This is a genomic window from Anaerolineae bacterium, assembly GCA_013178015.1.
Taxonomy (GTDB): Bacteria; Chloroflexota; Anaerolineae; order DRVO01; family DRVO01; genus Ch71.
The window spans coordinates 86,669-99,916 of sequence record JABLXR010000030.1 but is presented as its reverse complement, the minus strand read 5'-3'; the positions used below and the strand labels follow the sequence as shown (position 1 = coordinate 99,916).

14 protein-coding genes are annotated in these 13,248 nt (G+C 66.1%); 8 read left to right on the top strand and 6 right to left on the bottom strand.

Features of this window, described 5'->3' with window-relative positions; translation table 11 throughout:
• Positions 1-83: 83 nt before the first annotated feature.
• The 3 genes from HPY83_12545 to HPY83_12535 all read right to left on the bottom strand — a co-directional run bounded on the left by HPY83_12545 (position 84) and on the right by HPY83_12535 (position 2,718).
• The gene (locus HPY83_12545; protein NPV08774.1) at positions 84-929 is read right to left on the bottom strand and encodes a protein-glutamate O-methyltransferase CheR; all 846 of its coding nucleotides are present in this window, start codon (positions 927-929) and stop codon (positions 84-86) included.
• Positions 926-1,987 carry a chemotaxis-specific protein-glutamate methyltransferase CheB gene (gene cheB / locus HPY83_12540; protein NPV08773.1) on the bottom strand — a complete coding sequence of 354 codons (1,062 nt, stop codon included), beginning with the start codon at positions 1,985-1,987 and terminating at the stop codon, positions 926-928. Before cheB ends, HPY83_12545 begins: the two co-directional genes overlap by 4 nt.
• Before the next feature lie 182 nt (positions 1,988-2,169).
• On the bottom strand, positions 2,170-2,718 hold the full coding sequence (locus tag HPY83_12535) for a chemotaxis protein CheD (GenBank protein NPV08772.1): 549 nt from the start codon (positions 2,716-2,718) through the stop codon (positions 2,170-2,172).
• 367 nt (positions 2,719-3,085) lie between these two features.
• Between HPY83_12535 and HPY83_12530 the strand changes: the two genes are divergently transcribed.
• Positions 3,086-4,210: a coenzyme F420 hydrogenase gene (locus HPY83_12530; protein ID NPV08771.1), complete on the top strand. Its 1,125-nt coding sequence runs from the start codon at positions 3,086-3,088 to the stop codon at positions 4,208-4,210.
• 119 nt (positions 4,211-4,329) lie between these two features.
• Here HPY83_12530 and HPY83_12525 read toward each other — a convergent pair whose 3' ends face one another.
• Both HPY83_12525 and HPY83_12520 read right to left on the bottom strand, forming a co-directional pair.
• Positions 4,330-6,063 (bottom strand): ABC transporter ATP-binding protein, encoded by a 1,734-nt coding sequence (locus tag HPY83_12525; GenBank protein ID NPV08770.1) that lies wholly within the window; start codon positions 6,061-6,063, stop codon positions 4,330-4,332.
• A gap of 679 nt (positions 6,064-6,742) precedes the next feature.
• Entirely contained in the window at positions 6,743-7,528 is a 786-nt protein-coding gene (locus HPY83_12520; protein NPV08769.1) for an AAA family ATPase, read from the bottom strand.
• Positions 7,529-7,742: 214 nt separating this feature from the next.
• Between HPY83_12520 and HPY83_12515 the strand changes: the two genes are divergently transcribed.
• The 6 genes from HPY83_12515 to HPY83_12490 all read left to right on the top strand — a co-directional run bounded on the left by HPY83_12515 (position 7,743) and on the right by HPY83_12490 (position 10,946).
• Entirely contained in the window at positions 7,743-8,567 is an 825-nt protein-coding gene (locus HPY83_12515) for a hypothetical protein (GenBank protein ID NPV08768.1), read from the top strand.
• A complete protein-coding gene (locus HPY83_12510) occupies positions 8,564-8,812 on the top strand; it encodes a hypothetical protein (protein NPV08767.1) in 249 nt (82 codons plus the stop codon). Before HPY83_12515 ends, HPY83_12510 begins: the two co-directional genes overlap by 4 nt.
• A 3-nt stretch (positions 8,813-8,815) precedes the next feature.
• Positions 8,816-8,989: a hypothetical protein gene (locus HPY83_12505; protein ID NPV08766.1), complete on the top strand. Its 174-nt coding sequence runs from the start codon at positions 8,816-8,818 to the stop codon at positions 8,987-8,989.
• 159 nt (positions 8,990-9,148) lie between these two features.
• On the top strand, positions 9,149-9,544 hold the full coding sequence (locus HPY83_12500; protein ID NPV08765.1) for a CoA-binding protein: 396 nt from the start codon (positions 9,149-9,151) through the stop codon (positions 9,542-9,544).
• 49 nt (positions 9,545-9,593) lie between these two features.
• Positions 9,594-10,013 carry a CoA-binding protein gene (locus HPY83_12495; protein ID NPV08764.1) on the top strand — a complete coding sequence of 140 codons (420 nt, stop codon included), beginning with the start codon at positions 9,594-9,596 and terminating at the stop codon, positions 10,011-10,013.
• Positions 10,014-10,313: 300 nt separating this feature from the next.
• The gene (locus HPY83_12490) at positions 10,314-10,946 is read left to right on the top strand and encodes a hypothetical protein (protein ID NPV08763.1); all 633 of its coding nucleotides are present in this window, start codon (positions 10,314-10,316) and stop codon (positions 10,944-10,946) included.
• A gap of 42 nt (positions 10,947-10,988) precedes the next feature.
• Here HPY83_12490 and HPY83_12485 read toward each other — a convergent pair whose 3' ends face one another.
• Positions 10,989-12,023: a bifunctional oligoribonuclease/PAP phosphatase NrnA gene (locus tag HPY83_12485; protein NPV08762.1), complete on the bottom strand. Its 1,035-nt coding sequence runs from the start codon at positions 12,021-12,023 to the stop codon at positions 10,989-10,991.
• A 160-nt stretch (positions 12,024-12,183) separates the two neighbouring features.
• Here HPY83_12485 and HPY83_12480 point away from each other — a divergent pair, with 160 nt between their 5' ends.
• On the top strand, positions 12,184-13,239 hold the full coding sequence (locus tag HPY83_12480) for a methyltransferase domain-containing protein (protein NPV08761.1): 1,056 nt from the start codon (positions 12,184-12,186) through the stop codon (positions 13,237-13,239).
• The last annotated feature ends 9 nt before the right edge of the window (positions 13,240-13,248 follow it).

The window sequence follows — 13,248 nt, the reverse complement described above, 5'->3', positions numbered from 1 at the left end:
CGGTTGGGGCGGTTGGGCGCCCGGCAGGCCGTTCTGGTTAGAAGCCGGAGCCAGGACGCGCCGCGGGACGGCACCACATCGGTCTAGCCGTCAGATACACCCATCCCAACCCACAGGTTGGGGGAGACGATGTTGTCTCCTGCCGTCACACGGCGGTAGAAGGACATCCGCAGCCGCTCCAACCCCAAGGCTCGCGCCTGATCCATGGGGACACTCTCGGCGGCGCCGACGAAGAGCACGCCCCCCGGCCGAAGGCTAGAGGCAAGGCGATCAAACAGCCTCGTCCTGGCCTCCTCGGTGAGGTATATGATCACGTTGCGACACGCGATCAGGTCAAAGCTGCCAGAGATCGGATCCCGCAGCACGTCATGCTCCTGGAAGGTGACGCGCCTCACCAGGGAGGGCACCACCCCAAATCCGCCGGCCATAGGCACCAGGTACCGCGACGACAGGTCAGACGGCAGCAGTTGGATGGCGGAAGCTGAATACGGCCCGCCTGCCCTGGCCCTGGCCAGTCCCTGCCGGTCTATGTCTGTAGCCCAAATGCGCACACGTCTCCGGGGCGCCAGGGAGTGGAAAAGCATGGCCAGCGTGTAGGGCTCCGGCCCATCGGAGCAGCCCGCGCTCCACGCGGCCAGGCTGCGGGTAGTGTCAAGCAGCTCCGGCAGGATCTCCCGGCGCAGCACCTCGTACCTGTCGGCATCGCGGAAGAAGCTAGTGACGCTGATGGTGAGGTAATCCCTCAGGCGGTGCCCTTCCTCCGGCTCCCGCTCGAGCCTGACCACGTATTCGGCCCAGCTGCCGGCCCGCATTCGCGTCAAGTACGCCTCCAGGCGCCGCTTCATGGCCGTGCTCTTGTAGGCACTCAGGTCCAGCCCGTGCACACGATCCAGGTAGGCGGTGATAGAGCGGAACTCGCTGTCGTTCACCCAGCCGGCCCTTTCGCTCCCGGCCGCGGCTCCGTCGCTTTCACCATCTCCGCTATGGTGTCGGCCATCAGGTCCAGCGGCACCACCTCATCGGCCAGGCCCGCCTCTACGACGCTGCCCGGCATCTCGTAGAACACGCTGGTGGCCTCATCCTGGGCCAGGACCCGACCACCCCGCTCCTTGAGAGCTCGGGCTCCCGCCAGCCCGTCGCGTCCTAGCCCGGTGAGGATCGCCGCCAGCGCCCGTCGCCCGAACACTTGCGCCGCCGATTCCAGAGCGAGATCCAGGGTCAGCCGCCTCCCGCCGCCTGGCGGTCCGGCGGTCAGGCACAGTTCTCTCTCCTCGGTCAGCGTCAAGTACCTCCCTCCGGGTACGATCAGCACCTGCCTCCTTTCCACCCGGTCACCCGCGGCGGCTTCCCTCACTGGCAGGAGGGAGATGCGGTCGAGCTGCTCGGCCAGCGCCCGGGTGAAGGGGGCACCCATGTGCTGCACCACCACCACGCACGCGTCCAGGTCCGCAGGCAACCTGCCGATCACCTCGCCTAGCGCCGCCGGTCCTCCGCCCGAGGTACCGACTAGAACCAGATGCTCCGAGGGCCCCGCACTCTCCCCCTCTCGCGACAACGCTCGCTGCCGCAGCGGACGGTGAGCTCGCACCCGCGCGCCTGCCGCCTGGCGCACCTTGTGGCCCAGCTCGCCCAGCACCTGATGCACGCCAGTGAGCTGGCCAGGTTTGGTGATGAAGTCCACCGCTCCTGACACGAGGGCCTCTACCGTGCTAGCAGCTCCCTCGCGGGCGAGTCCGTTCATCATCATCACGACCGGCGTCGGACGTCGAGACATGACCTGCCGCAGCGCCGACAGCCCGTCCATTAGCGGCATCTCCACGTCCAGAACCACCACGTCGGGGCGCAGGGCCTCCACCTGCTCCACCGCCTCTACCCCGTTGGACGCCAGCCCCACTACTTCCAGGTCGGGCTGGCAGGAGAGGTGATGGCTGACGGTGTACCGCACGAAGGCGGAGTCATCTGCCACCACCACGCGAGTTGTGGACATTGGCCTCCTCGTCCAGGGCGAACAGTCTCTCTGCACGGCCCGTCGAGCGCTCCCTTCTGCCCTCAGGGCCTCAGCGGACACCTTGGTCGATGTGCCCCATCCTGCTGACGTCCGGCCACCGGTGTTCGCCTCCGATACCGGAGCCGCCCCTGGCGAAGCTGAAGCTGGCCTGCCGGCGACCCTCACAGTGTCTGCTCATCTCCGCCTACCGGCGTCACTGTTACTGTACCGTCCCGCATGCTCAATCTGACCGTGCGAGCCACAGAGCCCCCGACCTCACGGCTCCGGATGGCCATACCTTCTTCCCTCATGACGGACTCCGCCATGGCGACGTTCCCTCTGCCGATGTTCAGGCCTGCGGTCGTCTTCGATCCCTGCAACACGTCCGCACCGCCCACCAGGTACCAGGCGGTGGCGTCGCGGTCGGATCCCAGGCGTTCCATCTCGCCCACCAGGAGGCGAATCCCGGTGTCAGCGAACTTGGCTGCATCGCCTTCGCCAGGGCAGCTCTGAGGCAGCAGTGCATGCAGCAGCCCGCCCACCCCGGCCTTGGGCTCATACCCTAGCACTGCAATACATGAGCCCAAGCCATAGGCCGCCAGCACTTCCTCTGGGTCAGTAGTGACCAACATCTGCCCCGGCCCCACCGACCGCACCCGCCGGCGGTCGGCGTCAGCACCGGCGGCATCGTCATAAGCCCCCTGGGTCAGCAATCCGCCACCCTCGCCCATCTAGAACTAAGGATCAGCCCTTCGCATGGAGTTCGTCCCTAAGCGAATGGTCGTCGGCAGAGACCGGAATGCGCCTCCGCCACTGCAGGCGCGGTGTTGGAGGCCCGGCGCCCGTGCTCTACCACAGGTATCGGCAGCCTCCGGTGTTGGCTTAAGACGGCCCAGCCACCGACCCTCGTAAAGAACCTGTGAAACCCTAGCTTGGCGGTGCCGCCAGCGCGGTGGCCGCAGGGCGCCTTCAGAGACAGCAGGTAGTCGCGAATGCAGCCGGTTAGGCTCCTTATGGCTGCGGTGCGAGGGTTGTGGCATCATGGTGGAAAAGCTCGTGTCCCGCCTCCGGTGCCACCCCACCATCACAGGAGGGGAGTTGACCCTACAGCCAGCGATGGTGAAGACGTTCGTCGAGCTCGAGAGCGAGGTGGTGAAGCCAGGCCTCTGTGCTCAGTGCGGAGGGTGTGTCTCATTCTGCTCCGCGGGGCAGCTCCACGCCCTTGCCCTGGACGAGAGGGGCCTGCCGCGCTTCACCGACCGCCGCAGGTGCCTCGCCTGTGGCCTCTGCTACCTCGTCTGCCCTGTGACCCACGAGTTGGATGGCGAGCTTCAGGAAAGGTTCGCTCGTTCCAGAGGGGCAGCCGACAGCGGCACCGTCGCTTCAGCACGGGCAACCGACCCTGCGGTGCGTCAAGTGGCCACCGACGGGGGTGTGGTCACCTCTCTGCTGCTCTACCTGCTGGATAAGCGGCTCATTGACGGGGCCATAGTATCCACCAGGACCGAGTCCGGCGGCCGGACACCGACAGTGGCCACCACCAGGGCCCAGATCGTCGCGGCGGCCGGCTCCCACTTCTCCGGCACCGCTCACCTGGAGCAGCTGGGATCCCGCTACACCACCTACACCCCTTCGATCTCGGCCGTGAAGAGCCTGGAGGGCGATCGGCTGCATCGAGTGGCCCTGGTCGGTACCCCCTGTCAGGTCATCGCCATGCGCAAGATGCAGTGTCTGGGCATCGTGCCGGCGGATGCCATAACCTACGCCATCGGGCTCTTCTGCCTGGAGAGCTTCTCTTTCACCCCTGAGGACTTCCAGGCTCGGCTGGGCATCAGCGAGGCCGACGTGGCCGGGATCAACGTCAAGGACGAGTTTCTGGTCACCCTCCGCGATGGCCGGGAGCTAAGCTTTCCCCTGGCTCAGCTGGAGGAATGGGCGCGGCCTGCCTGCCTGGCCTGCGTCGAGTTCGCCAACGAGTACGCCGATTTGTCCGCCGGCGGCCTGGGCTCAAATCGCGGCTACACTACCTTGGTGGTGCGCACCGAGAGGGGACGCCGCCTCTACACCGAGGCGATGCGGGCCGGTTACGTGGAGGAAGAGACCTACCGGGATGCAGCCGAGATGCAGGACCGGAAGGCAGGCATCCTGGCCAAGATTGCCCACTTCTCCCGGCTCAAGCGCGAGCGGGGCACCGCACGACGGAAGGCGATACGTGAAGAGTGATACGTGATGCGTGATGCGTGATACGTGATGCGTGAAACATTGCACCATGAGTGACGCATCACTCTTCACGCATCACGTATCACGTATCACGCATCACGCATCACGCATCACCTATCGTTCTATGCCGTGCGGCGCTGACTCCTGGCTGCAGCGAGGTCGCCCTGGGCCACGCGCGTCTGAATCTCGCACAGGTGTCGGTAGAGGCCGTCCCGGGCCATCAGCTCCGCGTGTGTGCCCATCTCCGCGATGCCGTCCTCAGCCAGAACCACGATCTGATCCGCATTGCGGATAGTGGAGAGCCGATGGGCGATGATCAGCGTAGTCCGGCCTTCGGTAAGGCGATCCAGGGCCTGCTGGATGAGCAACTCGGTCTCGGTGTCCACGCTCGAGGTAGCTTCGTCCAGGATCAGGATGGGTGCATCCTTGAGCACTGCCCGAGCGATGGAGATGCGTTGCTTCTGTCCGCCTGACAGCTTCACCCCGCGTTCGCCGATGATGGTGTCGTAGCCATCCGACAGGTCGTTGACGATGAAGTCGTGAGCGTTGGCCACCTTGGCCGCCTCGATCACCTCGGCGTCGGTAGCGTTGGGGCGGCCAAAGAGGATATTCTCCCTCACCGTGCCGTGGAACAAGAACACGTCCTGGAGCACCATGCTGATCTGCTCGCGCAGGCTCTTGAGCGTTAGGTCCCGCAGATCGTGCCCGTCAAGAGTGATGGACCCTTCCGTCACGTCGTAGAAGCGCGGGATGAGACTCGCGAGTGTGGTCTTGCCTACGCCCGTTGGCCCCACCAGGGCCACTACCGTCCCGGCAGGGATATCGAGGTCTACGTGACGCAGTACCATCTCGCCCTTGTCATACCGGAAGCTGACGTTGTGGAATTGGATGTGCCCCTCGGCCCGACGAGCGAGAGCCACCGCTCCCGGCCGCTCGCTCACCTCGGGCTCCTGCTGCAGTAGCTCCGCTACCCTATCGGCCCCCGCCAGAGCTTCCTGCACCTGCTCCCAGCTTCCCGCCAACATCCGGACCGGCTGGTAGAACCGCTCCAGGTAGAGGAAGAAGGTGATCAGGTCGGCCACCGGCAGTACGTTCTGAAAGGCCAGGCGACCGCCGAAGTAGATCACGATGATGTAGCCAATCTGGGACGAGAACTGAACGAAGGGATTGAACGTCGCCATAAGCCGGAGTGCCCGGAGCAACGAATCCCGGTAGCGATCTATGTGCCGCCCTACCCGCGCCGCCTCCGACTCCTCGCGGCTGAAGGCCTTGATCTCCCGGATGCCCGACAGGTTGTCGTTGATGGAGGCATTGAGCTCGGCCAATTCCTTCTGCCGATCGCGGAAGGCAGGACGCACGTATTTGGCGAAGGCGCGCATGGCCACGACAACAAGAGGTACCGGTACCAACGTCAGCAGCATCAACCTCCAGTTCAGCACCGTCAGTATGGCGCTGATCCCGATCAAGGTGAGCACGTTGACCAGCGTGTTGGGAACAGCATGGGCGATGATGGCTTCGAACAGGTTTGTATCGTTGACCACCCGAGACATCAGCTCGCCCGTCTTCTGGTCCTCGTAGAAGCGAAGGGACAGCCGCTGCACGTGCTGGTACGTGAGCCGGCGGGTGTCCGCCACCACGCCCCAGCCGGCCACGTGCCCCATGTAGCTGCTCACGAACTCGAAGACCCCCCGAAGGGCCGAGACGCCGAGGTAGAGCAAGGCCAGGCGCGCCACCCCGCCCACGGCCCGTGCCCCCATGGCCGGGTCCCCCACCACGGAGATGAGCCGGCGAATCACCAGCGGACCCACCAGGTCCAGTCCGACAAGCGCCACCATGGCCCCTATAGTGAGCGCCATGGCCTTCGAGTAGTTGCGGGCATACGAAAACACAAACTTGAGGGTACTCAAGTCCCGATCCTCCGGGGAAACCGCCTCTGACGCCGCCTCCGACCCTGTCCCTGCGTCCCTCACGCGCTCAGCCGGACGGCCAAGACCGACGAGACGCCCGTGGCAAGTCCGGACGCCGTTCGGGCGCCGCGGCTCTGCGGCGCCCATGCCTTTCTGTATTGTCTCCAGTATACGGTAGTACCTTCGCCGAGCCAACCGTGTGACCGCTCAGGATCGCGGGCGTGGATTCTGGCCGGCACCGCCGCTCAGGTCCTTCGCTGCACTAGACCCTCCCTCGAGGAGTGCGCCCGCCCACGCGCGCCCTGCACAGGTGCCCACCGCGCGCGGAGCACCCTCGCCCGAGGAGTGCGCGCGCCCTGCACATATGCCACCCCGCCCGGAGCACCCCCCGTTCGAGGAGTGCGCGCGCCCACGCGCGCCCTGTGCATGTGTGCCTGCCGCGCCTGGGGACGTTCAATCCTCAAGGAGGACTCGAACGCCATCGCCTTTCCCTCGGAGCCAGGCGAAAGGTCTGCCCTGGGAGCCCATGAGAGAATCGCTGCGCTGCCCCACCCCGTGCAACTGCCGGCTGTCTACACTCGTACCCTCCATGCTGAGCTGCTGCGCCATGGCCCGGTTGAGTGGTGGGTCATGGCGGCGAGGGCACGAACTCCCGGCGCACCAGCGCTTCGACCGCCAGTCGGAAAGGGGAGTCCTGCGGAAGCTGCGCCAGCGGTCGACCGACGGCATCGAATTGACCCACCAGCGGGTCCGCTGGCAACACGGCCACCAGCTCCAATCCCTCCCGTTCGATCGCCTCCCGCACCTCATCAGGCAAGTTGGCCAACTCTCCACCCGGCACCCGGTTGAGGGCAAACCCGATCCGGCCGACCGAGATCTCCAGCTGGGGCACCATACGGGCCATCACCCCAGCCGAGGCTATCCCCCGTACTATGGGATCGGACACCAACAGCAGGTAATCGGCATCCCGGGTAGTGTGGCGACTCAGGTGCTCCATGCCCGCCTCGGTGTCTATCACCACGTAGTCGTACGACCGCGCCATCCGATCCAGGATGGCCCGGAGCATGTTGTTGGCGGCGCAGTAGCATCCCTGGCCTTCTGGGCGACCCATGGCCAGTAGGTCCACCCGCTCGCCCTCCACCAGCAGGTCCTCTATCTGGTACTCCAGATAGTCTTGCTTGCTCATACCCACCGGGAAGGATCCACTTCGCGTCAGGCCGAGGGCCTCCTCCCGTATGTCGCCCACCGTCCGGTGCAAGGGCATGCCCAGTGCCAGATGGAGGTTGCTGGCCGGGTCAGCGTCCACCGCCAACAAGGTCGCCTCGGTGGACCGCAGCAGAGTGTCAATCAAGAGAGCCGCCACCGCAGTCTTGCCGGTGCCTCCTTTGCCGCTAACCGCAATCGTGTAAGACATCATCCCTTCTTTGTGCGGCGGGGCCTTCTTCCCGCCTGTAGCTGCATTCCTGCCCGCCTAAGGTGACATTGTGGCAGAAGTCAAGGGCTTCCGGCAACCAAGGCCGCTGTCCCCCACCGCCAGGTCTACGGCCGTCGGAGCCAAAGCACGTGACGGAGGAGCAGCCCTCAGCTACACTTGCCCAGAGTCCGCGGACGCGAGCCCGGGAGCGACCATGGCAGCAGTCGGTAGCCGGCGGCAGGCCTTTCGCCGGGAGCTAGAACCCTTGGTGTGTCACTGCCTCCATGCGGGAGACGAGGGTCCTCTCCGCGCCTATCTGATGCAGCACAGCGGCCTCCCCGGTCCTCGGGGCAACCTGGAGCTGGCCGCCGCCTTCGTCCAGGAGGCCACACAAGCCGCCCATCACGAGCTCGACCGGACGTGGTCACTCTCCCTGAGCTGGACGGGGATCCATCACTCCCTGGCCCCCACGGGTGACCCACTGGAGCTCCTGCCCTTCTGCGGAGCCTGGGCCCTCGGCTCCATCGCCGCCGTCACTGGCCAGCGCGTAGAGGAGGCCCGGGAGCGACTGAAGGCGCTCTCCCGTGACCAGCGCTGGCGTCTGCGCGAGGCGGTGGCCAACGGGCTCCAGGCCTTGCTGACGGCGCGCCCACAGGAGACCTTGGAGGCGCTGAGCTCCTGGATCGGTTCGGGAGCGTGGCTGGAGATGAGGGCGGTGGCGGCCGGGGTCGCCGATCCCGTCGTGCTTGCCCGACCCTGGGTGGCGGCAGAGGCCGTAGCTCTGCACCAGCGGTTGCTGGACCAGGTGGAGACAGCCGAAGATCGGACAGGTGATTTCCGTGTTTTCCGGCAAGCTCTCGGATACACCATCAGCGTGGTTGCCGTAGCTCATCCGGAGAGCGGACCGGCTCTCCTGGCCAGGTTGGCCCGCTCCCAGGACCGGGACCTGGCCTGGATCCTGAGGGAGAACCTGAGGAAGCGTCGGCTCGTTCGAGCTTACCCCGACCTGGTTCGTCGCCTCCGGGAGGGCGGACCTTGAGGCGGCGGCCGTCTGGAGGGGCAGACCCTGACCCAACCGTCCTGGTCACAGGTGAGCCCGGCAGCGGCAAGACCTCTCTCTGTCGCCACGTCGTGGCACGGTTTGAGCGTGGCGGCCCCCGATGCGGCGGCCTCCTCTGGCTCAGTCGCTCCCAGGGCCAGCGGCAGGTGGGCAGATGGGTGGCCCGCATCGGCTCCGGCCAGAGCAGGGTGCTGGCTCATCGAGTGCGGACTGGCGATGCGTAGGGTTTGCACCGCCTCTCGCGGGAGGCACTGGCCTGGGGCAACCTCTGGCACGATCTCGCCGCCGACCAGGCCGACGCGATAGCCATGGATGAGGCGGGGCTGGAGAAACTCGTCTGCGGGTGGGGCTGGCCAGATGGCCTGGACGCGGCCATCCCCGGGCAGGCCCTCTCCTCTTAGGGGTCCGGCTTGCCCTTCTGAGTCCGCTGCTGGAGCGAATGGCAGACCGGGGCTGGGCTGGTGTATGCCGCGGCTCTGCGGTAGTCTACATGGACGTCGGTCATCTGGATGAGTAGGTGGTGCCGGTGGCGCGCCACCTGGGAGCAGACGGTGAACGAGATGGCGGCTCGGATAGAGGATTTCATCTCCCGCCGCCGCTGGGCGGTGGTGGGCGTCAGCCAGGACCCGGCGAAATACGGACACAAGGTCTTCTCTGTGCTTCTCGAATCGGGCTACTGGGTCCAGGGCGTGAACCCCAAAGGCGGCGAGGTACTGGGCCAGACCATCTACCCCACCCTGGCCGACCTGCCGGAGAAGCCGGACGTGGTGAACGTGGTCGTCCCTCCCTCGATCACTGAGCAGATCGTGCGCCAGTGCGCCGAGCTGGGCCTGACCCGGGTTTGGATGCAGCCAGGGGCCGAATCGGAGGAGGCCATCCGCTTCTGCCTGGAGAACGGTATTCAGGTGGTCTGGGATGCCTGTGCCATGGTGCACCGGCGCCGCTCCTGGGACTGATGGTGCCCTCATCTCCTGCTGGGAGGCAGCGTTGGTAGATGTCCACGGCATGATCGAGCGCGTCGAGGACTTCACTGCCCGGAGGCGCTGGGCGGTGGTGGGGGCCAGTCGGGACCCGAACAAGTACGGACATCGGGTCTACGCCTCTCTGCTCCGGGCCGGATACGAGGTATACGGGGTGAACCCCAACGCTGACCAGATCCTAGGACGCCCAGTCTACCCCACGCTGGCCCACCTCCCGGTCAAGCCCGAAGTAGTCAGTATGGTCGTGCCTCCCGCGGAGGCCGAGCCGGTCCTCCGCCAGTGCGCCGATCTCGGTCTGACTCGAGTGTGGCTACAGCCAGGGGCGGAGTCTGCGGAGGCGGTTCGGTTCTGCCGAGAGAACGGCATCGAGGTAGTCTGGGATGTGTGCGTGATCGGCTATCGCAGACGGTGGCACGAGAGCCCCGGACCTGAGCTCCAGCCATAAGCCCAGCACCACCAGGACCTGACCGGCCCTGTTGAACGCCCACCGCCACAGGGACGCACGGTCGGGGGCAACCTGGCGTAGCCAGCGCTCGCGCCGGGCCTCCTCTTCGTACCGCTCCCGCTTCTGCCTCGCCAACTCCTCCAGTGCGTAGAGGTTGATCATTCCCCCTCCTGCCCCCGCTGTCGGCCTGCCATGCGATGCTCGGAGTTTGCCACCTGCGTGATGACCGGCTATTCTCTCTACAGTGGTTAGAGTGTAGTACAGCTGGCCTAACCTGTCAAGAGCGTTTAGGTGGTTATGATGGCTGATTCGACGTCCGACAGGCGCGTAGTAGATCTGCAACTGCTGGGCGGGCAGCTCTGCCTGGATTTCGCCAACACCGTGGACTGGCGGCTGAGCGAGGCGCCCATCGAGTGGCTGAAGACCTACGGGGACCTGATCGCCTGGGGACAGCATGCCGGAGCTCTAGAACCCGAGCAGGCCCAAGAGCTGCTGCGACACGCAGAGCGTCGGCCGGAGGAGGCCGCCGCCGCTCTGCAGCGCGCTCTCCGGCTGCGCGAGTCCATCTACCGCGTTTTCGCCGCCGTGGCCCATGAGGGTACCCCGCCGGCTCAAGACCTGGAGACGGTGAACGCCTTCCTGGGGGAGGCCATGGCTCAGGCCCGGATTGTCTTCGTCGGGGGAGGCTACGTCTGGGGCTGGTCCGATCAGCCGCCGCTGGACCGGGTCCTCTGGCCGGTGGTCCGGTCCGCCGCCGATCTGCTCACCCAGGGAGACCTAGGACGGGTGCGGCAGTGCGCCGGAGACCCATGCGGCTGGCTGTTCCTCGACCGGAGCCGCAACCGCAGCCGTCGCTGGTGCGCCATGTCAGACTGCGGCAACCGGGCTAAGGCCCGGCGCTTCTACCGCCGCCGTCGGGCCGAGAGCAAGTAGTTCCCAGAGCGAGGCAGGCCTGGGTGGGCCGAGCTTACGGAATCAGTCTAGCAGGGGGCGGCCGCGGTGAGGATCCACACCCAGGGCCTGGGTGAAGCGGCGCACAATCTCCATCTCGGTCTCCTCCACCGCTCCGGCTAAGGAAGCGCGTACCCGGCCGGCCGCCATGTAGTCGTGCCCCCCAGCAGCGCCATCGTGCGTGATCACCTGCTGAATCAGCTCGTCCAGCCGCATCCCCCGCTCCGGCGATCTCAGAGACACGATCACGTCTCCGGCGTAGTTGCCTACCGCCAGCACGATCTTCACGTCCTCTAGACGTCGCAGGAAGTCCGCCACCTCAGCCGCCATGTCCGGGTAGCGCATCTCCCCCAGCCGTGCCACCACCAGGCCATCGTACAGGCGGGTGTGGTGGAGAGCCTTATCCAGCGTCTGGTAGTACTCTGGAGACAGGCTGGCGCTCTCGATGCGTACCAGCGCCTGCGGGTCCACCCGTTGTTGTAGGAAGACGTAGGCCCGAGCGTCATCCGGGTGCGAGGGCCGGGCCAGGCCCAAGGTATCAGCCTTGATCCCGTAGAACAGCGCTGTGGCAATCCGGGGGGTGATGCGCACCCGGGCATCTCGCAGGTACCAGGTGACTATGGTGGAAGTGGCAGAGTAGTCCTCTCGGACGTCGTAGAAGGCAGCAGAGGCGGTCTCCGGCCGCAGGCGGTGATGGTCCACCACAATGTGAGGCGGGCACCCTGAGCTGAAGGGCTGGTTACCGTGGCCCGGCTGCGTGTCCACCAGTGCAACCAAGTCAAACTGGTCGCAATCCAGAGTGTAAAGCGGCCGAAGCGGTATGTTCAGCTCCGCCACCATGGCCTTGTTCTCTGCCCGGCCCACGATGCCGCTGTAAGCCAGAACCGTCTCCAGGCCAGCTCGGCGCTGCAATAGCTCCCCCAGGCCCAGGGCCGAACCAATTGCATCCGGGTCCGGATCGTTGTGGGTAACGATGAGCACCCGGCGATTGCCCTTGGCAAGCGCCAGCAGAGATGTTAGCTTGTGGCGAGCTGCCTCTTGATCCCGCTTCGGCATCATGGCGGCGACAGCATACCACAAGTGGAGCGCAGGGGATAGGTCACGGGGAATAGGAAACGGGGCGGTTCCGCTTCCGGCGCACGGCAGTGGAGCCCCACCGCTCCGGTGCGGGTGTTGCCCTATCGCACATCTCCTGTGACCTGTAACCGGCAGTTTGACCATGGAGGAATGGCAGGACGTTGAGATCGAGGTCTTGCCCGGCCTCGAAAGTATCGTTGAGGAAGAGCTGGCCGGGCTCATGGCGAGCAGGAGGCACGTGATTGGCCGTCCCGCACCGGGTCGGATAGCGGTGAGGATCCTGGGAGAGCCGTGGATACTGGAGCGCCTGCGCTGCGCCGTGGCTGTGCATCTCCTAGCCCGGTTCGACGTGCCCAGGCCGCGCGCCCTCCTAGGTCACCAGCACTTCACCCGGCTTGCAGCCCTTTTGAGCAGCATCGTCTCCCGCCAGCCTCGGGGAGCTTTCGCCTCGGTGAGGATCAGTGCCGCCGGCTCGGGCTCCTCGGTCTTCATTCGGCTGAAAGAGGAGTTGGAGCGGGCGCTCGGCCTGGCAGCTACCGGCGGGGAAGGCGATCTCCTAGTGTCAGTACGTCGCCCCGCGGACGGATCGCCTGGCTGGGAGGTGCTGGCCCGGACCACTCCCCGTCCTCTGTCAGCCCGAGCCTGGCGCGTGTGCAGCATGCCCGGCGCCCTCAACGCTACTATTGCCCATGCTATGATCCGATTGGCGGGCCCGCGCCGCCATGATCGCTTCCTGAACCTGGCCTGCGGCTCGGGAACGCTCCTCGTGGAACGGCTGGAGCATCTGCCCGCGCGGTTCGCCCTGGGCGTGGACGCCAGCGCCGGGGCGATCGAGTGCGCCGAGGCCAACCTGCGGGCGAGCGGACACCTGGCCCAGGTCGCTCTGATACGCGGCGACGTCACTCGGGTGCCGCTGGCTTCAGGATCGGTGGACACGATGGTGGTGGACCTGCCCTACGGCATGCTAGTGGGTAGCAGCGAGGAGAACCGGCAGCTATATCCCGCTCTCCTGCGCGAGGCGGCCCGACTGGCTGCCCCGCGCGCGGTGCTGGTGGCCGTCACTGCCGCCACACGTGTTTTCCGCTCGGCGCTGCAACAGGAAGGAGGTGCGTGGTTCCTCGACCGTGTCGTTCCCGTCCGCATCCCATACCGAGATCGCCAGATGACCGCCAACATCTACCTGCTCAGACGGGAGTAGGCTCAGGAG